Annotated in this window: 20 protein-coding genes and 1 pseudogene; 6 read left to right on the top strand and 15 right to left on the bottom strand. The window is 66.8% G+C overall.

Going from position 1 to position 21,073, the window contains the following annotated elements; genetic code table 11:
- Positions 1-142: 142 nt before the first annotated feature.
- Positions 143-1,570, top strand: coding sequence for an FAD-dependent oxidoreductase (locus ACFVJ3_RS17215; RefSeq protein WP_378453175.1), 1,428 nt, complete (start codon positions 143-145; stop codon positions 1,568-1,570).
- A gap of 742 nt (positions 1,571-2,312) precedes the next feature.
- On the opposite strand, the gene ACFVJ3_RS17210 is transcribed toward ACFVJ3_RS17215, so the two are convergent.
- Complete coding sequence (locus tag ACFVJ3_RS17210) at positions 2,313-2,900, bottom strand: CGNR zinc finger domain-containing protein (RefSeq protein ID WP_378453174.1); 588 nt, start codon at positions 2,898-2,900, stop codon at positions 2,313-2,315.
- A gap of 101 nt (positions 2,901-3,001) precedes the next feature.
- On the opposite strand from ACFVJ3_RS17210, the gene ACFVJ3_RS17205 reads away from it, so the two are divergent.
- Positions 3,002-4,174 (top strand): epoxide hydrolase family protein, encoded by a 1,173-nt coding sequence (locus ACFVJ3_RS17205; RefSeq protein ID WP_378453173.1) that lies wholly within the window; start codon positions 3,002-3,004, stop codon positions 4,172-4,174.
- A 693-nt stretch (positions 4,175-4,867) separates the two neighbouring features.
- Here the strand turns inward: ACFVJ3_RS17205 and ACFVJ3_RS17200 are convergent.
- The gene (locus tag ACFVJ3_RS17200; RefSeq protein WP_378453215.1) at positions 4,868-5,251 is read right to left on the bottom strand and encodes a hypothetical protein; all 384 of its coding nucleotides are present in this window, start codon (positions 5,249-5,251) and stop codon (positions 4,868-4,870) included.
- Between the two features lie 55 nt (positions 5,252-5,306).
- Here ACFVJ3_RS17200 and ACFVJ3_RS17195 point away from each other — a divergent pair.
- A pseudogene (locus tag ACFVJ3_RS17195) lies at positions 5,307-5,712 on the top strand (DUF418 domain-containing protein); the annotation flags it as partial.
- On the opposite strand, the gene ACFVJ3_RS17190 reads toward ACFVJ3_RS17195, so the two are convergent.
- From ACFVJ3_RS17190 to ACFVJ3_RS17170, 5 genes are all read right to left on the bottom strand, one after another.
- Positions 5,681-6,028 carry an ANTAR domain-containing protein gene (locus ACFVJ3_RS17190; protein WP_378453172.1) on the bottom strand — a complete coding sequence of 116 codons (348 nt, stop codon included), beginning with the start codon at positions 6,026-6,028 and terminating at the stop codon, positions 5,681-5,683. The pseudogene ACFVJ3_RS17195 and the gene ACFVJ3_RS17190 sit on opposite strands and share 32 nt — an antisense overlap.
- Positions 6,025-6,231, bottom strand: coding sequence for a hypothetical protein (locus ACFVJ3_RS17185; protein WP_378453171.1), 207 nt, complete (start codon positions 6,229-6,231; stop codon positions 6,025-6,027). Before ACFVJ3_RS17185 ends, ACFVJ3_RS17190 begins: the two co-directional genes overlap by 4 nt.
- A gap of 218 nt (positions 6,232-6,449) precedes the next feature.
- Complete coding sequence (locus ACFVJ3_RS17180) at positions 6,450-7,811, bottom strand: metallopeptidase TldD-related protein (protein WP_378453170.1); 1,362 nt, start codon at positions 7,809-7,811, stop codon at positions 6,450-6,452.
- Positions 7,808-9,328 (bottom strand): TldD/PmbA family protein, encoded by a 1,521-nt coding sequence (locus ACFVJ3_RS17175; RefSeq protein ID WP_378453169.1) that lies wholly within the window; start codon positions 9,326-9,328, stop codon positions 7,808-7,810. The genes ACFVJ3_RS17180 and ACFVJ3_RS17175 overlap by 4 nt, the downstream gene beginning before the upstream one ends.
- Before the next feature lie 22 nt (positions 9,329-9,350).
- Entirely contained in the window at positions 9,351-10,118 is a 768-nt protein-coding gene (locus ACFVJ3_RS17170) for a TSUP family transporter (protein ID WP_378453168.1), read from the bottom strand.
- A gap of 46 nt (positions 10,119-10,164) precedes the next feature.
- On the opposite strand from ACFVJ3_RS17170, the gene ACFVJ3_RS17165 reads away from it, so the two are divergent.
- On the top strand, positions 10,165-11,328 hold the full coding sequence (locus ACFVJ3_RS17165; RefSeq protein ID WP_378453167.1) for a sensor histidine kinase: 1,164 nt from the start codon (positions 10,165-10,167) through the stop codon (positions 11,326-11,328).
- Positions 11,329-11,339: 11 nt separating this feature from the next.
- Here ACFVJ3_RS17165 and ACFVJ3_RS17160 read toward each other — a convergent pair whose 3' ends face one another.
- The 3 genes from ACFVJ3_RS17160 to ACFVJ3_RS17150 all read right to left on the bottom strand — a co-directional run bounded on the left by ACFVJ3_RS17160 (position 11,340) and on the right by ACFVJ3_RS17150 (position 15,112).
- Positions 11,340-11,744 carry a hypothetical protein gene (locus ACFVJ3_RS17160; RefSeq protein WP_378453166.1) on the bottom strand — a complete coding sequence of 135 codons (405 nt, stop codon included), beginning with the start codon at positions 11,742-11,744 and terminating at the stop codon, positions 11,340-11,342.
- 116 nt (positions 11,745-11,860) lie between these two features.
- Complete coding sequence (locus ACFVJ3_RS17155; RefSeq protein WP_378453165.1) at positions 11,861-13,516, bottom strand: amidohydrolase; 1,656 nt, start codon at positions 13,514-13,516, stop codon at positions 11,861-11,863.
- Positions 13,517-13,576: 60 nt separating this feature from the next.
- Positions 13,577-15,112, bottom strand: a complete 1,536-nt coding sequence (locus tag ACFVJ3_RS17150; protein WP_378453164.1) for an APC family permease — start codon at positions 15,110-15,112, stop codon at positions 13,577-13,579.
- 171 nt (positions 15,113-15,283) lie between these two features.
- On the opposite strand from ACFVJ3_RS17150, the gene ACFVJ3_RS17145 reads away from it, so the two are divergent.
- Positions 15,284-16,012: a TetR/AcrR family transcriptional regulator gene (locus tag ACFVJ3_RS17145; protein ID WP_378453163.1), complete on the top strand. Its 729-nt coding sequence runs from the start codon at positions 15,284-15,286 to the stop codon at positions 16,010-16,012.
- An 82-nt stretch (positions 16,013-16,094) separates the two neighbouring features.
- On the opposite strand, the gene ACFVJ3_RS17140 is transcribed toward ACFVJ3_RS17145, so the two are convergent.
- The 4 genes from ACFVJ3_RS17140 to ACFVJ3_RS17125 all read right to left on the bottom strand — a co-directional run bounded on the left by ACFVJ3_RS17140 (position 16,095) and on the right by ACFVJ3_RS17125 (position 19,472).
- The gene (locus ACFVJ3_RS17140; RefSeq protein WP_378453162.1) at positions 16,095-17,654 is read right to left on the bottom strand and encodes a hypothetical protein; all 1,560 of its coding nucleotides are present in this window, start codon (positions 17,652-17,654) and stop codon (positions 16,095-16,097) included.
- Between the two features lie 237 nt (positions 17,655-17,891).
- Complete coding sequence (locus ACFVJ3_RS17135) at positions 17,892-18,626, bottom strand: ANTAR domain-containing protein (protein ID WP_378453161.1); 735 nt, start codon at positions 18,624-18,626, stop codon at positions 17,892-17,894.
- 121 nt (positions 18,627-18,747) lie between these two features.
- Positions 18,748-19,032, bottom strand: coding sequence for a YciI family protein (locus tag ACFVJ3_RS17130; RefSeq protein WP_378453160.1), 285 nt, complete (start codon positions 19,030-19,032; stop codon positions 18,748-18,750).
- Between the two features lie 11 nt (positions 19,033-19,043).
- Positions 19,044-19,472: a CBS domain-containing protein gene (locus ACFVJ3_RS17125; protein WP_378453159.1), complete on the bottom strand. Its 429-nt coding sequence runs from the start codon at positions 19,470-19,472 to the stop codon at positions 19,044-19,046.
- A gap of 177 nt (positions 19,473-19,649) precedes the next feature.
- Between ACFVJ3_RS17125 and ACFVJ3_RS17120 the strand changes: the two genes are divergently transcribed.
- Complete coding sequence (locus tag ACFVJ3_RS17120) at positions 19,650-20,309, top strand: response regulator (RefSeq protein ID WP_378453158.1); 660 nt, start codon at positions 19,650-19,652, stop codon at positions 20,307-20,309.
- Positions 20,310-20,336: 27 nt separating this feature from the next.
- On the opposite strand, the gene ACFVJ3_RS17115 is transcribed toward ACFVJ3_RS17120, so the two are convergent.
- A complete protein-coding gene (locus tag ACFVJ3_RS17115) occupies positions 20,337-20,954 on the bottom strand; it encodes a hypothetical protein (protein WP_378453157.1) in 618 nt (205 codons plus the stop codon).
- Positions 20,955-21,073 lie beyond the last annotated feature (119 nt).

Here is a 21,073-nt window from a genome sequence, read left to right as displayed (position 1 = left end):
ACGTTCGAGGGTCGATTCGAAGTAGCGCCCACCTAGGGGTCGATGTACTCACCCTCGGGTGAGGGAAGGTCACCCCAGGGGGCCTGGTGGCGTGCGGGTGCGGGGATCACGGTGGGAATGTCCCGTAGACGGGAGTGTCACCATGAACCGCAACATCGCCCTGCGTCGCCGCGTCGCCCAATCAATGCGATCGCGGCGCACGAACGCCCCACGCCGGGACGCACACGCCGTCGTCATCGGTGGCAGCATCGCCGGCCTGCTCGCGTCCCGCGTCCTGGCGGACTACTTCGATACGGTCACGATATTCGAGAAGGATCACCTGGTCGACGGCGCCGAACCTCGTATGGGAGTTCCCCAGGGCCGCCACGTCCACAGCATCTGGAAACGGGGCCTGAGCCTGATGGAGGAGTCCTTCCCCGGTCTCACCTCCGAACTGATCGAGGGCGGATCGGCCGAAGTCGAAATGACGAAGGACTTCGCCTGGTACCACCGCGGCGTGTGGAAGCTGCGGGTACCGAGCGGGATCTTCATCACGTGTCAGACCCGACCGTTCCTCGAATGGCACATCCGTCGGCGGGTGTGCCAGATCCCCAACATCGACCTCGTCGAGCGTTGCTACGTCAAGCGATTCGCCACCGACGCCACGGCGGGCCGGGTCACTGGGGTGGTGGTTCAGTCGCGCCGAGCCGGCGCCACCGAGGAGACTGTGGCCGCCGACCTGGTGGTCGATGCGAGCGGGCGCGGTTCCCGGACGCCGCGCTGGCTCGAGGAGTTGGGATACGGCCGACCCGAGATGTCGGTCATCGACGTCGATGTCGGCTACGCGACACGGTTCTATGCCCGACCGCCGCTCGAGGACTGCCCGTGGAAGGCGCTGATCATCGCGCCCACGCCGCCGGACGGAAGACGGCTGGGTGTCATCTTCCCCGTGGAGGGTCAGCGCTGGATCGTGATGCTCGGCGGCTGGAACGGTGATCACCCGCCGCGCGACGATGACGGCCTTCTCGAATTCGCGCGCAACCTCGAGGCGCCCGACATCTACACGTTCATGCGCGAGGCGGAGCCCTTGACCCCGATCGCGGGGTACAAGTTCCGCGCCAACGTCCGCAGGCACTATGAACGGATGCGCCGGTTCCCGGGTGGTCTGATCGTGCTCGGCGACAGCCTGTGCAGTTTCAACCCGATCTACGGCCAGGGAATGACGACCAGCGCCCTGGATGCGATGACGTTGCGGGAGTGTCTCGAACGGGCTGTCCACCAGGGTGAGGGCATCGATGCGATGGCCCACCATTTCCTGAAGAGGGTGCCGAGGAGGCTCGAGGCGCCCTGGAGGATGGCCGCCGGGGAGGACATGAACTGGCCTGGAACACAGGGTGATGCGCCGTTCGGAACCCCGTTCATGAACTGGTACTTCGGACGGGTGCATGCGCTCGCGGCGCGTGATCCGAAGGTGCTTATCCGCTTCGTGCGTGTGGCGAACATGATCGATTCGCCGGTCCGGATCTTCCACCCGAGAGTCCTGGCGCCCGTCCTCACCCGATCAGCGCGGGTGAGCCGCGTCGGCCGGTAGGTCGAGGCTGTGCTGGATCGGCCTTTCTGCTCAGGGTTCGCGCGTGCCCACCGAAGATGTCCACTCGGCAGTCCGCCCGGCTGAAGAACATCGGCTCGATCCGGTTGTACCGGCCCGACCTACTGCAATCGGCGATGGTGCACATCAATAGGCTTCTGCTACAAGCGGTTTTGGAGGATCCGGAGTTTCATGATCTGGTCGGCGACAGGGAGTGCCGCGCCCTGAGCCCGCTGTTCTGGTCCAACGTCGACCCCTACTGCCGGTTCCGGCTCGATACGGACACCCGCCTGGACCTCACTCCGCGAACGAGTAGCCGGTTGAGACATCCGGATCCGGCGGCAGTGGCGGTGATTACCGGTAAGTCCATTGGCGTCCGGTCTGTTTGTACTCTTCGATCGGGATCGGCTTGACGCCGGGTCGCATTCGCGCCCGGTACAGCGCCCGTCGAGATGGCCGACCTCGTGCAGGATGAGCCGGGCGAGACCGTGATCGTAGGCGGTGGTGACGAGTTTGCTAGTGAGCGTGGTGGTTTCGATGGTGATGTGCAGTGGACGGGCGGTGTGGCGGAGAGGTCCGGAGGTTAGACGCCGAGGTGATCAGTTCAGTGCGACGGCCCAGTCGGTGAAGACCTTGGCATATCGGTCGGGTTCGGGTTCGTGCATGGTGGCCGTCGAGCGGGGGTAGGCGACCGACTGTCCGGCCGATTCCCTCCTTCCAGGCCCGCCCTCCCGGGCAAGCCAGATCAGATGACACCCGTCCGTGCGGCAGTCCCGTTCTTGCGCTGGTTGGCATTGAAGCGCGCCTTCTTCTGACGATTCCCGCACGTGTTCATGTCACACCATTTGCGGGTGCGACTTTGACTGGTATCGAAGAAGGCGGCCTGGCAGGTTGGCGATGCGCACAAGGCCAATTTTCCGTCTCGTTCGCCTGCGATGATGCTGATCGCGTCGGCGGCGATCACGCTTAGGGCATCTTCTACGCAGGAAGCCGAGCTGAGTCGCCATTGACGATTGCCCTCGGGCGTCAGGATGGCCGCGGCCCGACCCTGAATGCTGCAGTCATTGATGATTTGGATAGCAGACGCAGGGAGAGCGTCTTGGATCGCGATCGCTGTCGCGGCGGCGTGAATTGATTCCCTCAGTTCCCGAGCGAGTTCGAGCTGGGCGGTGGTGCAGGTCTCCACGGCGAGGCCGTTCACTGCCAGCCAGTCGACGAGTCGCTGCGGCGTGGGAATGCGCTCCACAGCGTTGCCACGACGCTCCGTCAGAGTCGCCGTGAAGCTGGTCGCTAGCACGTTGCCGAGACGAAAGTCAGGGAACTCGGCACGCATGGAACCACCTTAGCAGGTTGCACGCTGACATCGGACATGCTAGAACCGTCTTAGCCGGTTCGCGATGGTTGCAGCCGGTTCCGCGATGGCCAGGAGGTCTCATGCCCCGTCCAACCAGCGACGTGCAAGCATTTGAAGCCCACGCAACTGACGCTGACCTCGACGATCTGCGCGCGCGATTAGCCGCGGCGCGGCTACCGGAGGCCGAGACGGTCTATCGCGCCGCGCCCGACCCTCGCCGATGGGAACAGGGCGTTCCTCTCGCCGACCTCGTCGATGTCGTGAACTACTGGCGCACCGGGTACAACTGGCGGTCGTTCGAAGAGCGCCTTAACCGTATCGGCCAGTTCCGCACGACCATTGATGATCTGGGAATCCACTTCCTGCACCGCCGATCCGCGCGCGCAGATGCCACTCCTCTGATCTTGACGCACGGGTGGCCAGGCAGCATTGCCGAGTTCGTCGATGTAGTAGACGAGCTGGCAGATCCGAAAGATGCAGACGCGCCGGCGTTCCACGTCGTGGTTCCATCGTTACCAGGCTTTGGTTACAGCGACAAGCCGGCCACCACCGGGTGGGGAACCGAAAAGATCGCGGCCGCATGGGTGGAACTGATGGGAAGGCTCGGCTACAGCAAGTTCGCAGCCCACGGCGGCGACTGGGGAGGCAATATCACCACGGTTCTCGGCGGCAGGTTCCCGGCGCACGTTCTCGGCATCCACACAACGTTCGCGGAGGGACCGCCCGGGTTGACAACGGACGGGCTGACGGCGGTCGAGCGCAAGTGGACCGAGGAAACCCGCGATTTCTGGCACCACCACGCGGCGTACGCGAAGCAGCAGGCGACCCGACCGCAGACCATCGGCTACTCGCTCGTCGACTCACCGGTCGGGCTTCTTGCCTGGATCCTTGACAAGTTCGCTGAGTGGACAGATACCGAAGACAGCCCCTTCGAGACGATTTCCAGAGACAGCGTTCTTGACGACGTCACCCTGTATTGGCTGACGCGGACCGGCGCATCGTCGGCCCGCATTTACTACGAAAGCCACAACTCGCTGGACCCCGAACTTCGGGTCGACGTCCCGTCGGCAATTAGTATGTATCCCCGCGACATCGAGAAGTGTCCGCGCCCCTGGGCACAGGAGCGGTACCGACAGATTGTCCGATGGAGGTCGCCCGAAATCGGGGGACATTTCCCGTCGCTGGAGGTTCCCGAGTATTTCGTCAAGGACCTGCAAGAAGGCCTCGCAGCAGTGCTGGCCGCCAATCGGTGAACGCGGCTGGGTGCCGGGACTCGGAATTAGTCCGGGGATCTGAGCTACGCGCCGAATGCTCTGCGCGGCGGCACTTGCCCCGGTGCTCAGGTGCCGCCCCCCGGAGCGAGCCTGCGACCGCGGTGGGAACTTATCGGTCGTAGCCGACCCGCGGAGCGGGGGTGCGCGGACGAGTGGAGGGCGAGAGTGGGAAGCACAGGATGACGGGAAACTAGAAGTCCCCGATGCGGGTGTTGACGACATGCGTACGGGGCGGCTCTCGTACCCACCCGTATCGTGCGGAAACAGCTCACCCGATCCATTGTGATCCGTTCCGGATTGACGACAGGGTTTGACGACAGATTGAACCGTGAATGGAAGCATTCCGGGCCGGCGGAAGGAAGGCGGCGGTCATGGCCGAACTTGTCTACACACGGGTGTCCACCGACGAGCAGAGCGCCTTGCGTCAGACCCACCTCCTCACCGAGGCCGGTCCCGTCGACGGCGCGCAGGGCGTGCGACTGTTCGCTCACCCGGCCACCTCATCCAAGTCCCCGCGCTCGACCGCGACGGCTTCTGCCGACTGGCTGGATACGCGCGACATGGTGACCGACTCACCGTGTCCGAGCTGTACCGGCTGTGCCGCGATCTCGTCGACATCCTGGCAGTCCCCGGCTGGTGCCAGCAGCACGGCGGCCGGGAGATACGACGCGGCTACTGGCCGCCGCCGCGACAGTCGGGAAGAGCGCGTCGGCCGCCGACCGCAAGGCATACCGGATCTACCGGGACCGACAGCAAAACGCGACCACCTGACCACCACCGACGGCTACGCCCGCAACCGCGGGGTAGACGAGGGAACTGCCCGGGAGTTCCGGCGTCGATACGGTGATGCCTCAAGATCAAGCGGCCCAAGGTGTCACGGAAATCTCTGTGCTGCTTGCTATTTCGTGCCGGATTCGCTGTTTCCGCCCTTGAGCCGGACTCCAGCGCTGCCTCCGGCTGCGCGGGCTCCGGGGTGCCGGTGTCGCCGAGCAGCACGTGCATCGCCGCGCCGTCGACGAGTGCGTGCAGGCGCACCAACTCGGTGTCGACGTCGATGTCGGGCGCGATCAGGCCCCGTTGAACGAGGCCGGTCAGGATCGCGGCGCATGCACTGGTCCTCGGTAGGTACGGGACCGCTCCGATGGTGGCGTTGGGGCTACTCGCCGCGATCGCGCACCGCTACGCGGACGGACGCGAACCCGGCCCGGCCGGTCGGGCATTCTCGGGAGTTGGCCGCAGTGCACTCAGTTGCTATGTGCTGCAGAACATCCTGTGCTCGATCGTCTGTTACGGCTGGGGACTCGGCCTCGCGGCCCAATTGAACGGCACCACCGTCGTTCCGGCAACCGTCGCGTTGTTCGGTGCTGTCTCGGCGACCTTGATCGTCGTGTCACGCCTGTGGTTGCGGCGGTTCGATCACGGGTCCGCTCGAATGGCTCCCGCACCGGAGCTCCAAGCGTCTCACCCGGGCGGACAGGGACGGTGTCACCGCGCCAGCAGTGTCGTCCATTCCTTGAACTCGAGAGCGTAGGGCGGTGCGGGCGTCGTCACGGAGGGGCACGACTGCCGCCGAGTCGCCAACTCCACCAACGACTTCGCTGCCCGCATCACGCTGACGTGGTGATGTCGGGAGACGTCGAGCAGCTCCTCGAACGCCTCGGCCTCGCCGTAACCGCGGGTGGCGATGAGAATGCCTCTCGCGGTGGCGAGAACCTCGCGTCCGTCGGGGTGACGGTACGGAATCGAATGTGCGGGCGGTGCGACCTCGAGTGCGTCGTTCGACACTGTGATCTCCTGGATTGTGGTGCTTCGCTGATGTCTCGGCGCGGTCATACCGCCGCCACCATCAGCGCCGTGGCGAGGACGACGATCAGTCCTCCCGTCGCGGCGGCGAGAACTGAACCGGTGATGATGCCGATGCCGACGGCGCAGGCCAGGCAGACGAACGTCGTCAGTGCCACGTCGGCGAGAGCGAACCGTCCCGTGACCTTGGTGTGGCCGTGGAGCAGTTCGCGGGTAGTGCTCTCGGAGTGCATGAAACCTCCTGGTCAGACGTGCAAGGGACGTAACCGGCGCACGCGCCGGCCACGCGGCGCTGCGGTGAGTTTCGGCCCCGTTCTCTGGAGACCTGAATATGACATGCGCGGTGAAACGGCTCTGGAGTGAGAAATCTCATATGCGCGATGTCTGCAGCATTTATAACGGAAACTGCACGGGCTGTCACCTAGACGAGCGTCCGCATAGAATCCGCGCCTCAGAGCGCCTTGCTGACCGACGACATGTGGAAGTCCGGGACACGCAACGGTGGCATCGCGGTTCGGGTGAACCAGTCCTTCCATTCCCGGGGCAGCGTCCGCCCGGTGGCGCCGGCCTGGGTGACCCTCCGCAGCAGGTCGAGGGGGCTCTCGTTGAACCGGAAGTTGTTCACGGCACCCGTGACCTTCCCGTTCTCGACGAGGTAGACACCGTCCCGCGTCAATCCCGTCAGCAGCAGGGTGGCGGGGTCGACCTCCCGGATGTACCAGAGGGTGGTCAGTAGCAGCCCGCGTTCGGTCTCGGCCACCATCTGGTCGAGCGACACCGAGCCGCCGGCGTCGAGGATCAGATTGTCGCCGGGCACGGTCACGTCGGCGCCGAACTCCTTCGCCGCCGCCCGCGGGTACGCGAGCGCGTTGACGGTGCCGTCACGGATCCAGTCGACCCGGCGCGCGTCCATCCCGTTGTCGAAGACGGACACGGATTCGGACGACGACCCGGTGACGACGAACGGCGTGCACTCCACGCCGAGCGCGGCCGGATCGGAATAGAGGGTGAGGGGGAGCGTACTCAGCTTCTCCCCGATACGGGTGCCCCCCGGCGCCGCCAGGGCGGAGTGCCCTTCCTCCGCGGCCCGCCCCTCCATCGTCCACATCAGGTAGATCATGAGGTCCGCGACCGCGGACGGCGGCAGGATCGTCTCGTAGCGGCCCGCGGGTAACTCGACCCGGTTGCCGGCCCAGTCGAGGCGCGTCGACAGGTCTTGGAGCAACTTCACGCTGGCGACATCCGTGAAGTCCTTGGTGCTGGTGCCGACCCAGGCGCTGGCGTCGCCGCGTTTTCCGTTGATCTCGACCGACCCGGTCGGCTGGGCGAACCGGCGCCGGATCCCGGTCGACGTGCCCAGCCAGGTGGTGTGCATCTGATGATGGGCGAAACCGTAGAGCTGGTCGTCGCCGTCGAAGCCCATGCTCAGATCCTGGGCGAGTTGTTCGAATGCGCCGATCTCGGTGCGCTCCGCCGAATCGTCCCACCGCTCATCGGTGCCGGTGCCGGTGAGTAGCGGCATCGCGTCGGATGCGGGTGTGGCTGCGCGGGCAGCGATTTCGGCCGAACGGACCACGCCGTCGATGTCGGCGGCGTCGACGGACGCGGACGTGACGATGCCGACCTTCGCGTCCTCGCCGGCCCGGACGATCGAGATGACGGTCCAGCTGCGCGACGTGGACACGCCGTTGGTGGTCATCGAGTTACCGGCCCACCGCAGGGAGGCTTCGCTGGCATCGGTGACGATCACGATGGTTTCGTCCACGGTGGCGCGGGCGAGGACCTGCTCGACGAGTTGCTGTGGCGCGATCATCGGCCGCCTTCCGTCCGAGTGTTCAGTACGTTCACGCCGCGGAAGAGCGCCGACGGGCAGCCGTGGCTGACGGCCGCGACCTGACCGGGCTGCGCCTTGCCGCAGTTGAAAGCGCCGCCCAGCTGCCAGGTGGACCGGCCACCGACGGCGTCCATCGAACCCCAGAAGTCCGTGGTGGTCGCCTGGTACGCGACGTCGCGGAGTTGCCCGTCGAGTTTCCCGCCGCGGATGCGGTAGAACCGCTGACCGGTGAACTGGAAGTTGTAGCGCTGCATGTCGATCGACCAGGATTTGTCGCCGACGACGTAGATGCCGTCCTCCACACCGGAGATCAGGTCGTCGGTGCTGCGATCGGTGTCGGAATCCGGCTGTAACGACACGTTGGCCATCCGCTGGATCGGAACGTGGTGCGGCGAGTCGGCGTACGAGCATCCGTTGGAACGCTCCAGCCCGAGCCGGGGCGCGAACGCCCGGTCGAGTTGGTAGCCGACGAGAATCCCGTCGGCGACCAGGTCCCAGGACTGTGTTTCGACACCTTCGTCGTCGTAGCCGACCGTGGCGAGACCGTGCCGCTCGGTCCGGTCCGCGGTCACGTGCATGATCGGCGTCCCGTAGCGCAGCGTGCCGAGCTTGTCGGGGGTGGCGAACGACGTGCCGGCATATGCGGCCTCGTAGCCGATCGCGCGGTCGTACTCGGTGGCGTGCCCGATGGATTCGTGGATGGTCAGCCACAGGTTGGTCGGGTCGATCACCAGATCGGTGGGACCGGGCACCACGGTGGGGGCCTTCACCTTCTCGGCCAGTAGATCGGGAATCCGGGAGAGTTCGTCGGTCCAGTTCCACACCCTGTCGCCGGCGACGTACTCCCATCCGCGGCCGACGGGGGGCGCGAGGGTGCGCATCGTCTCGAACACGCCGGCCGACTGGTCGACGGTGGTGGCTTCGAGTTGCGGGTGCAGCCGCACCCGCTGCTGCACGATGGACGATCCCGCGAGATCGGCGTAGAACGTCTGTTCCTTCACCTGCAGGCATCCGGCGGTGACGTGGTCGACGCCGTCGGATGCGAGGAGCCTGCGGGAGTATTCGCCGAGCAGCGAGATCTTGTCCGAGGCGGGGACTTCGAACGGATCGACGTCGTAGTCGGACACCCAGTGGACATCCGTGTGCACCGGTTCGTGGGCGAGTTCGACGTGCTCCCGGTTCAGTCCACGCAACGCCCGCGCGACGGCGACGGCCTGTTCCGCGGTCGCGGCGGCGGTCGCCGGGGTCAGCTCGGCGTGCGAGGCGAAACCCCAGGTGCCGTCGACGACGACACGCACCGCGAAGCCGAGTTCGTTGGTGTCCACCGCCGACTGCACTTCGCCGTCGCGCAGCCGCCGGGACTGGCTGGTCAGTCGATGCACCCGCAGGTCGGCGTGCGACGCGCCCGCTGCACGGGCAGCGGCGAGCGCCGCGTCCGCCAGCGAACGCAGGGGGAGGGCAAGGAATTCCGGATCAACCTGTCGTGGAGCCGTCACGTGGACCACCGTAGTCGGTCGCTCAGCCGAATTGCTGCCAACCCAATCGGATCACCATCGCGATCACCACGATCAGCAGGGTGATCCGGACGAACCCGGCGCCCTTGCTCAGCGCCATCCGTGAACCAGTGATCGCGCCGATCACGTTGCAGACCGCCATGCCCAGGCCGAGTGCCCACAGCACATGGCCGGTCGCGGCGAAGAACACCAGCGCACCGAGATTCGATCCGAGATTGATCACCTTCGCCATCGCGGCGCTACGGACGAATTCCGTGCCGAGGAACGTGGCGAAGCTGATGATGAGGAATGTGCCGGTGCCCGGCCCGAACAGTCCGTCGTAGAAACCGAGGAGTCCGGCGGACAGCAGGACGACCGCGACGACCTTCCGCCGTGTCGGCGGATCCTTCGCCAGCGTGGTCCCGAGCTGCGGACGGATCGTCACGAACACGGCGACGCCGACGAGCACCACCATGATGAGCGGGATGAACACGTCCTTGTCGATGCGCGACACCGTTGCCGCGCCGAGCGCGGACGCCACCGCCGCGAGCAGACCGGCGGGAACCAGCAGCCGCCAGTTCATGGGGATGCGGCGCGCGAACGTGACGACGGCGGCGGATGTGCCGGTGAACGCGGTGAGCTTGTTGGTGGCCAGCGCGGCCTGCGGCGTCAGCTGCGGTGCGACGAGAAACAGTGCGGGAATGAGGATCAGTCCGCCACCACCGACGACGGCGTCCACCCACCCGGCGGCCGTCGCGGCGGTGAGAAGAAGCGCCCAGTCACCCACATTCATGGTGCAGACTCAACCACACCCACCCTGAGGTACTTACGCTGTGCACATGCGGAGGTTCAGTCTGTGGCTGCGAGGAAAGCCGACGGTTGCGGACTCGATGTTGGCGGCGATCCTGTTCACCCTCGAGGTGTTCGTGTTCACCGCGTCGGGAGACCGCTCGCCGTGGGTGCAGCTGGTCATGGGTTTCCTGCTGTGCCTGCCGATCGTGTGGCGTCGCAAGTATCCGCGGGCGGCGGCCGGCGCCGTTCTGGTGATGTCGATCACGATCACATTCATCAGTTACTCGATCGGTGACCTCGACGCCGAACATCCCGGTCTGCTGGCACTCGCCGTCGCCCTCTACACGCTCGTCGCCTACGTCGGCCGCCGCACCGCCGCGGTGTATGCGGTGGGCCTCGCCGTCGATTCGGCCCTGTCGATCTGGTTGCTGGAACAGGAACTGCTGGCGGCCGGACTGTTCTCGGTCCTCGTCTTCGCGCTCTCGTGGATCACGGCGGAGTTCCTCGGCGCCCGCCGGGCTTACGACGAGGAGGTTGCCGCGCGCCTCGTCGTCGCCGACTACGACCGGGATCGCCGCGCCGAGGACGCGGTGGCGGCCGAGCGGACCCGGATCGCCCGGGAACTGCACGACGTCGTCGCGCATGCGGTGAGCGTGATGATCGTTCAGGCCGACGGCGCGTCCTACGCCTTGAAGAGCAACCCCGACATCGCGAAGCAGGCACTCACCAACATCGCGAGCACCGGGCGGGAGGCTCTGGCGGAACTGCGGCGCACCGTCTCACTGCTGCGCACCGAGCCGGCGACCGACGACATGCCCCAGCACGGCACGGCCGGTCTCGCCCGGGTGGCCGACATGATGCGCAGCGCCGGCCTGCCCGTGGAACTCGAACTGACGGGGGAGTTGGACGACATCAGCCCTGCGGTCAGCCTCGGTGTTCACCGGCTGGTCCAGGAATCGCTGACGAACGTGCTGCGGCACGCCGGGGAACGTCCGCGCGCGAAGGTGCGTGTGCGGCGCCGCGAGACGGACGTCCTCGTCGAGATCACCGACAACGGCAACTCGTCCGGGCAGTTCTCGCTCGGGTCGGGCAACGGGCTACTCGGTATGCGGGAGCGGGTCGCGGTGTTGCACGGCACGCTCGAGGCGGGACGGCAGACCGACGGCAGTTGGCGGGTCACCGCGGAGTTGCCGCTCGAGCTCGAGGACTGAGTGGCCTCGGGTCACTCCGTCTCTGGTGGCGCCGCTTCCTCCGGCTGGTCGAGGACGCTGACGGTGACGCCGTAGGGGAGGAACCGCACCGACCGGTGAGGATCCGTGTTGTGCTTGTGCGCGCGGAGCGCATCGAGTTCGGTGGCATACACCTGCTCGACGCGTGCGACGCCCTCGCCGTCGAGCGTGTAGATAGCCCACACACCGTCACCGGTCTCGCCGGCAGTTTCCGGCTTCGACGCGCCGCGCGGCGAGCGGGCGAAGTCCGCGAACACGCCCGTCCACGGAATCTGAGAGTCCGCCTGATCCAGGAACCTGACGATCCGGTCCTTGACGCCCTGCAATTCCTCGCCGGCCTCACGGATCACGCGGTCGAGATCGTCGGGGTCGAACCCGAACGGCCTGTTGTCGCCCATCACTGTCTCCTGACTTCGGCGGGACACCTCCAGTGTGGCCGCGGATGCCGATCGGCGCCACGACGGTCCGCCGATCGGCATCCGCGCCGCAGAGTAGGGCCGCCTACCGCCTGGCCTCAGGCGTCCGGTGCCGTGTAGACACGATCACCGCCCACATAGGTCAGGACGGCCCGGCTCTCGCCGATCGCGTCGGCGGTTCCCGTGAACGGATCCCGGTCGAGGACCACCAGGTCGGCGAGCTTGCCCACCTCGATGCTCCCCGTGTCGTCGAGGTGGTTCACGTACGCGGACCCGGCGGTGTAGGCGGTGAGTGCGGCCGTGAGATCGATTCGTTGCTCGGGGAGGAACACCGGGCGCCCCTGCCCGTCCCGGCCCGGCAGTACGCGATTGACCGCGACATGGATGCCGTGGATCGGGTCGGCGCTGCTGACCGGCCAGTCGCTGCCGGCTGCCAGCGTTGCACCCGAGCGCAGCAGGGAACCGAAGGGATACTGCCGACGGGAGCGCTCGTCCCCGAGGAAGGGGATGGTGAGTTCGTCCATCTGCGGTTCGTGGGCTGCCCACAGCGGTTGCATGTTGGCCGTGACGCCGAGCGCGCGGAAGCGGGGGATGTCGTGGGGGTCCACGACCTGCAAGTGGGCGAGGTGCGGTCGGGTGTCCCGGAATCCGTTCGTCGTCCGAGCGGCGTCAACCGCGTCGAGCGCGTCGCGGACGGCCCGGTCGCCGAGCGCGTGGAAGTGCACCTGAAATCCGAGGGCGTCGAGCTCGGTGACGTAGCGGCGCAGTTCGTCCGGGTCGACGAAGCTGGTGCCGGAATGGTCTGTTGCGCAGCCACATCCATCCAGATACGGGGAGATCATGGCCGCGGTGCGGGATTCGGCGACACCGTCGAGCATGATCTTCACGGTGTCGGCCCGCATCCTCCCGACGCGGAGACGGGAACGTCGCCGGAGCAGGTCGGGGATCTGCTCGGCGCCCCGGTCGCGATCCCACCACAGGGCGCCCGCCACCCGCGCGGTGAGGGACCCGTCGCCGGCCGCGGTCAGGTAGGCGTCCGAGACGTCGGAGATCCCGGAGGTGTCGCCGAGTAGCGCGTCCTGCCAGGCGGTGATGCCGAGCGAATGCAGGTGCTGCTGGGCGTGGAGCAGTGCCTTCAGCCGGTCGTCGGGTGTGTGCTCCGGGGTGTGGCAGCCGACCAGCTCCATCGCAGACTCCTGGAGCATGCCGGTCGGCTCGCCGTCGGCGTCGCGTTCGATACGTCCGCCGACGGGATCGGGGGTGTCTCGGGTGATGCCCGCGATGTTCAGCGCTCGCGTGTTGGCCCATGCCCCGTGGTGGTCGCGGTTGGGCAGAAACACCGGCCGATCTCGCACGACGGTGTCGAGGAGTTGCGCGGTGGGTGTGCCCCCGGCGAACGCCTCCATCGACCACCCGCCGCCGACGATCCACGGCAATTCCGGGTGTGCGTCGGCGTAGCTGCCGATGGCGGCGAGGGTGGCAGCGGCATCGCTGATGCCGGTGAGGTTGCAGCGGGCGTACTCGAGGCCGGCCACCACGGGATGAATGTGCGCGTCCTGGAAGCCGGGCAGCAGCAGCCTGCCGGTGAGGTCGACGACCTCGGTGCGGGCGCCGATCAGCTCCCGGACCTCGTCGTGGCCGACGGCTGATATCCGGCCACCGGTGACGGCGACCGTCGTGGCGCGGCTGCGGGCCGGGTCCAGGGTGGCAATCGATCCGCCGGTGAAGACCAGATCTGCGGGTCCTGCTGACATCGAAAATCTCCTGTCGGTAAGTGCTTTCGTCGGTGTTCGGATCAGGTTGTGTTGCGCTGATCAGTAACGGGTGGTCACGGGGGCTTCGGCGGGCGCAGTTCCACCGAGCAGGTTGGCGTCGTCGGCATCTGTTCCGCGGCCGGTGACGAAATAGGGCGACCGGCGGATCCACTTCGCGTGCGCGGCCACCACCAGCCCCGAGCTCAGGATGAGGACCGGGAACAGCAGTTGAAACCACCCGTTGGTCGCGCTGAATTCGAGATGATCTGCCGAGGTGTAGAAGATCCAGCCCAAGTAGCCGCCCAGCGCCAGCAACACCAGGGAACTGAGAGCGGGAAACACGACCGCGCGCAGTCCCTCCCACGGACGTTCCCGTAGAAGCCCGCGGAACCGGACAGCGGCGGCGAGTGCCGTCAGGCCGTACCAGACGGCGACCACCAGACCGATCGAACTGATGCCCGCACCGAGAAGGTCGCTGAGCTTGGGGATGACCGTGGCCAGCAGCGCGACCACGGCGGAGATGCCGCCGAGCAGCACGGTCCCGGCGGCAGGGGTGCCGTAACGGGAATGGATGCGGGTCCACACCGGGCCGAGCGTGCGGTCCCGGCCCATCGCGAACAGTCCACGCGCGCTGGGTATCACGGTGGCTTGGAGCGAAGCGACGACGGAGAACATCAGCGCCACCACGGGGAGCGCGGCCAGCGGCTGCCGGGCGAGTGCCTCGCCGAGGAACGCGAGCCCGACGGTCCCATTGTCGGCCAGTTCCGCGGGGGTGAGGACGCGCTGGAACGCCACCGCACCGAGCAGGAACAAGCCGAGGACCATGAAGACGGTGATCACACCGGCGCGGGACGCGTCGCGCGGATCGCGCACCTCCTCGCTCACACTGAACGCCGCTTCGAAACCCCAGTAGAAGAAGACCGCGATCACCATGCCCTGAGCCAGCACGGCGAACGACGGAATCGCGAAGGGATTGAACCAGGAGAGCGAGAACGGCTGGGTCCCGGCACACAGCCCATACGTGCAGAAGCCGATCAACACGACGTACTCGAAGACGAGGAGATACTTCTGCAGCCGTGCCGCGACCGCGACGCCCCGGACGGCGGTGACGGTCACCGCACCCAGGATCGTCAGCCCCAGCAACGTCGACTGCAACGTGGAGTCGGGATCGAGAGTGAGTCCGCCGATGCTGTGCAGGCCGGCCATGCCGGCGAGTTGCAGGATCGCCGACCCGGCGATCGCGGTGGTGTAGGCCATGAACACGACGACGGCGACGATGGCCATCCAACCGGTGAGGAAGCCCAGCCACGGACTGAGGCTGCGGCCCACCCAGACGTAGCTGTTGCCGCAATTGGGTTCCACCCGGTTGAGCCGGGCGTATCCGCTGGCAATTCCCAGAATCGGGACGAAAGCCAGTAACAGCACCACCGGCATCTGGAGACCGACCACGGCGGCGATGACTCCCAAACCGACACCGATGCTCGTCGTAGCCGCGGTACTCGAGGCGGCGATCGCAATTCCGTCCATCACGCCGAGGGATTTGCGCAGGGCTGTCGCCCTCGGCGCGTCGGCCGCTCCGTTGTTCACTGCTGCCATGTGTACGTCGCTTTCGCTGGAGGGTGGAGAGGGACGGGAGGCCACGCGCCGGTCCGGCTTCTCGTGCCCGCGGCCCGGGGCTTCGCTCCCTGCCTGTGATATGCAACACCGTCGCCGTTTACACCGTCAACGGTGTTGGCATAAGCTGGCGGTCCACGGAAGGAGCCGGAAATGGCGAAGCAGGTGGTCTCGGACTCGGCCCGGAAGCGGCGCAGGCCGACGAAGCAGGGTGCAGTTCTCTCGGAGCAGCTGATCATGGAGACGGCGCTACGGTTGCTCCGCCACCACGGCAGTGCAGGTCTGTCCGTCCGCCGCCTCGGAGCCGCGCTGGGGGCCGACCCCAGCACCCTGTACCGGTACTTCCGCGGCATCGACGATCTCACGTTGGCGATCGCCGACGAGCTGATCGGCCGGTCGTTCCGCGGGTGGGAACCCACCGGCGACTGGTGGCGGGACTTGCACTCCCTCGGAATACGATCGCATGCAGCGTATCTGGACCATCCCCAGGCGGCAGTCCTGTCGGCCAGCCGCGTCAGCGGTCGCACCTCGGAGAAAGCGGCCGTAGACACGATCCTCGGAATACTGCGCAAGGCAGGGTTCCCCGACGGCGCAGCGGTGCGCCTCTACCGTGCGTTCGTCGATCAGATGCTGGCGTTCGCCGCCCTCGACGGAGCGGAACTTGCGCTACCAGAGGACGTCCGCGAGTCCGACCGGCAACTGTGGCGATCCTCCTACGCGCAACTGCCGGCCGAGACGCACCCGCACATCGCTGCGACCGCCGGCCTCCTCGTCGACCTCTCCGACCGCAGCGCCTATCCCGACGCACTCGAACTGCTCCTCGACGGCGCTCGCGCCCTGCTTCACCGACTCGACGCGAAACGAGAATCGGCAACCTCGTGACAATGGTTCAGCTCGAATCGTGGCCGAACGGCCCGACTCACCCCCGACTACGACGTCTTCGAGGGCAGGCCGCACGACCGCGTCAGCCGCCGACGAGCGGCACCAGGATGAAGTGACCGGCTCCGCGGGCGGCGGAGAACACGTCCCAGGCCATCGGGCCGCCGGGACCACGGCCTTCCGCGTACCGGAGATCGTATGCGGGGTTCACGGGTGCGAGCCGATAGTCGAAGAAGGCGTAGTTGGCGCGCAGCAAAGTTCGCGCCGGTTCGGTTGCCTCCCCGAGACGGGGCACCAACCGGTCCTCGACCACCAGTCCACGGTCGGAGAACTCGTCGACGATGACGCATTCACAGAAGTACGCGAGGGTCCCGATCTCACCGGGGGATCGCACCGGGGCCTCCCCGACGAGTGTCCCGACCGCCCGGCCGACCCGCTCGTAGTCCTGCGCGCTCGCCCAGTTACCGAAGATGGGGGGTGCGTCCCACGGGAGACCGCTCTCGACGTCGTAGTACACGGCGCCGACTCCCAGCACGGCGAGCAGGCCGGCCAGCGTGCCGGCGACGGCGCGGTCCGTGGTGTCGCGCGCGGCGCTCCAATGGATTCCGGCGGCGAGGACCGCGAACATCGCCAGCGTGGTCGCGGGCGCCACGTAATACCAGTGGTACGGCACGGTATCGAGGACGACGTAGGCGACGTAGTAGAGGGCACCGGACAGTCCGAGCGCGAGCAGCGGCACGGGCAACGGCACCGGTCGCTTCCATGGCCTGGCGTACGAGGCGAGCGCGACGAGAATCAGGACGAGTGCGAGGGCCGCGGGACCGAATGCCGCCACGGTCCGCCACGGGTTGGACTCGAAGTACATGACCGGGCCGGTGAGGTAGTTGAAGCCGCCCACATCGGAGGCCTGGCCCTGCTTGATCAGGAAGGTGTCGGGCAGAGCCGAACCGAGTACGACCCAGCTGAACAGGTACCACGGCCCGGCGATCGCGGCGAAGCCGGCGAGGGCGCGGCGCAGTTGCGTGCGAATCGCCGGCGAGAGGGCGGCGATGACCACGACGAAGACGAGCAGGTCCAGACGCACGAGCGCCGCCATTCCTGCGGCCGCACCGAACCAGGCGGCCCTGCCCTCGAACGCGAACCACACCATCACCGCGACGGCCGCCGGGATCAGCAGCACCTCGAGCCCGACCGCCGACAACACGAACGGGTTGAACACCACCAGCGCACCGGCGAGCACCGCCCACACGGTCCCGAGGCCGAGCCGCCGACACGTCCGCGCGAGCACCCAGCCCAACAGGGCGGTGACCGCGACGTTGAGCATTCCGAGTGCGAACAGGGGATCGCCCGGGCCCCACAACCGGGTCAGGAACGTCAGTGCCCCGAGCACGAGCACATTGAGCGGGGACGTCGACGTGTTCGCGGTCAGTCCGTGGACGATCGCCCACTCCCCGTGGACGGCCAGGTTCCTGGCGGCCGACAAACTGATGTAGGCGTCGTCGGTGAGGCTGCCGGAGACGATCCAGAACAACACGGCCGCCACCACCGCGCCGGACGCAGCGAGGATCGCCGGCGCCCGGAACGGGCTCGGTACCGGTGGCGGGGCAGACCGCTCGAGCGGTTCGTTCAGCAATCCTGTGGACACCGCGACATCCTAGAGAGTGCAGCCGCGACTGCTGCTCGCAGCCACCGAACTGACGGCAACACGGTCGCGAGTCCCCGGAAATGTCCTGCCGCGCGAACTCGCTGGTGCCGACGACTGTTTAGTCATTCGAGAAGACGGGAAATCGACGCCCCAGGGTCGGAAGCGTCACCGGTGGCACCACCGGCCCAGGTTCCGCGGGTTGAGCCCCCAGGTCGCGGGACCGCCCCCGGGGATCTTCTATCGGCTGTGTCGCTCGTGAGCGGTGAGAAGCAGAGCGTCGAAACGGTCGCGAAACGAAGTGGGCGTGTGGAATTCGTCGCCGAACGCGAGAACGAGTCGCTCGGCGATCACACGGATCTTCGTGTTCGTCTGCTGTGACCGCCACGTCAGAAGGTCGAAGGCGGCGTCGGCGGAGAGGGAATAGACGAGCATCAACGCACCCTTGGCCTGTTCGATGACTGCCCGCGAACGGACGACATCGGCCGCCATGTCGTGGACCGACTCACCGGGAGGCGGCGGCTGGAGGAGCCCGGAGGAGGCGTCGACCGAAGCGCGTTCGGCCTTGTCGAGCAAGCGTGGATTTTCCCAGACCTCGTCCGTCATGTCCTGCCACACGAGCACGACGAAGCGGGTATCCGCGGAGGTGAACGTGGAGGCGAACCCGTGCGCCCACAGCCAGTTCCCGTTCCTGTGCCGGACGCGGGCATACCCCGCATGGGCGGTGCCGGTATCGAGGACATCCCGGACGAGGCCGAACCAGCGCGGCGCGTCCGACGGGTGCATCAATCCCGCGAGGTCCACCCGATCGAGTTCGTCGGTCCGGTACCCGACGAGGGCGGCCAGAGCAGGGTTCGTCAACACCAGCTGCCGGCGGTCGTCGTAGACACAGACGGCACGCGGAAGAGAAACGAGCAGCGCTGAGAACGCGTCGTGGCCGTGACCGTCGGCCGGTTCGAGAGGGAACCCGGACATGCATACTTCCTTCGATACTTCGCCCCGACGACGACACGTACAGCGATGATCGCGGTGTGACAGATCAATCCGCTAGAGGTATTCGGAGCCGAGCCCCGTCCGGCTGGGTGTGATGTGCGTCCTACTCGCTGAGTTCGCCCATCGCGGGTGTCCATCCGCGGATCTGCACCTTCTCCACCAGATTTTCCTGGGCGAACGGATCCTGCGCGAACAGGCGTGCGACGGCGTCCTCGTCCTCGGCGTCGACGATGAACAGCGCACCGTGACCGTCGGCGAGGGGGCCGGTCGAGCGCATGATCTTGCGGCGGACGAGTTCGGTGAGCCACCCACGATGCTGCGTCCGGTGATCGTCGCGAAGGGACGACGTCTCGGGGCTGTACGTGTATTCCACGACGAACAAGGCCATATGCTTCTCGCTCAGCCGTGGTCGATGTAGGACTCGAGCTGGTCGCGTTCGGTCTGCAGCTCGCCGATCCGGCTCTTCACCACGTCGCCGATGCTGACGATGCCGACCAGCTGACCGTCCACGATCACCGGCAGATGCCGGATCCGGCGTTCGGTCATGGTTTCGGCGAGACTGTCCACGGTGTCGGTCGGGAGACAGGCGAACACCGACGTCGTCATGATGTCCACGACCCGGGCATTCAGGATGTCGGGGCCGCGCTCGTGGATGCGGCGCACCACGTCGCGTTCGGTGACGATCCCGACGACGGCGTCGTTCTCCATCACCACCAGGGCGCCCACATTGTGCCTGGCGAGTTCGCCGATCAGCGTGCTGACCGGCATCTCCGGATCGACCGTCACCACGGCCGGACCCTTGTTCCGCAACACATCCGCGATTCGCATCTGGACACCCCGATCTCTGGGCACTCCGACTGGCCGCCGACTTGATCATAGGCAGACTTCGAGCGTATGCCAGCGTTTCTGCCGGTCTTGGTTTGGTTATCTACTCGTGACCGCCGCGTCCCGCGGACCGGCGTGCGGGCCGGGCGCCCACCGGGACTGCGGTGTTAGGTTGGCGCTGTGCCGATCACCGTGCTACTCGTCGACGACCAGGAACTGATGCGGATGGGCCTCAACATGGTGCTCGACGCTCAGGACGACATCACAGTCGTCGGTGAGGCGAGCGACGGCGCCGCCGCCGTCGCCGCGGTCCGCAAACTCGAACCCGACGTGGTGTTGATGGACGTCCGCATGCCGGTGGTGGACGGTGTCAGCGCGACCGCCCAGATCCTGGAGTCGGGCGTTGCGAGCCGCGTGCTGGTGATGACCACCTTCGATCTCGACGAGCACGCCATGGGTGCGTTGCGGGCCGGGGCCAGCGGCTTCCTGCTCAAGGACACCCCGTCGGAAGACCTGGTGTCGGCCATCCGCAGCGTGGCCGCGGGTGACGCCGTGGTGTCGCCGAAGGTAACCCGCCGGCTGCTGGCGAGGTTCCTCGACGACGGTCCGGCACCGCTTCGTGACCCGGAAGTCCTCGACGTACTGACCGAGCGTGAACGGGAAGTGCTGCAGCTGGTCGCCACTGGGTTGTCCAACACGGAGATCGCCGGTCAGCTGTTCCTGTCGGAGTCGACCATCAAGTCGCACGTGGGCCGGATTCTGACCAAGTTGAACGTCCGCGACCGGGTGCAGGCAGTGGTGCTGGCCTACGAGACGGGCCTGGTACGACCCGGCTCGTAGGCCGGCGGGTGGGGAAGCGAACTGCCGCTAGACGGTGAAGGTGCCGACGGTCGGGACCACGGTGCACGTGACGGAGTCGGCGTAGCCGACGGTGCCGAACATCGTCGCGAGGACGGTTCCCTTGCCGGTGTCGACGATCTTGGACAGCAACGGGGTGTTGATGAGCGGCAGCTTGTCGTCGAGCTTGACGATCCCGCCCTGGAATGTCGTGAGGTTGATCCAGGCGACGCTGAGATCGGACGACTGCGGGATCGCGACGTAGGCGGGGATGGCCTGGAATCGGAGTTGGTTCGCGGTGATCTGGGGGAACAGGTTCGGTCCGCCCTGGGCGCTTGCCAGCGTGACCGTCGCGGAATTGTCGGCGACGCCGCATCCGAGGGTGGGAGACGGGTACATGAAGTCCTGCGGGGTGGTCAGTCCGACTTCGAGCACGTTCTTCGGGATGAACACACTGGCGCCGAGGAGAGCGTCCACGGCGGCGGTCGCGGCGGGGGAGACCTCGGTGGCCAGCGCCTGCAGTTCGGCGGCAACCTTCGCGAAGTCGGCGACCGGTGCTGCCGACGCCGGCCCCGAAGGCAGCATGCCGAAGGCGGCTGTGGACGCGAGAACGATTGCGGCTCGGCGGAAGACGGTGGAACGAGTCATATCGGCTCCTCGTTGTGCGCGGGGTCGGAAGACCCCCATCGCAGTGAACTGCATCATGCGCAGAGTCTCAATGTCAACTTGAGGTTTAGATCGTGAGCGCTTCGATATCTCCGGCCGGG

Source organism: Rhodococcus sp. NPDC127593 (assembly GCF_042671975.1).
Lineage (GTDB): Bacteria > Actinomycetota > Actinomycetes > Mycobacteriales > Mycobacteriaceae > Rhodococcus_F.
Note: the sequence above shows the minus strand (reverse complement) of the source record. Positions and strands in the feature narration are given on the sequence as shown.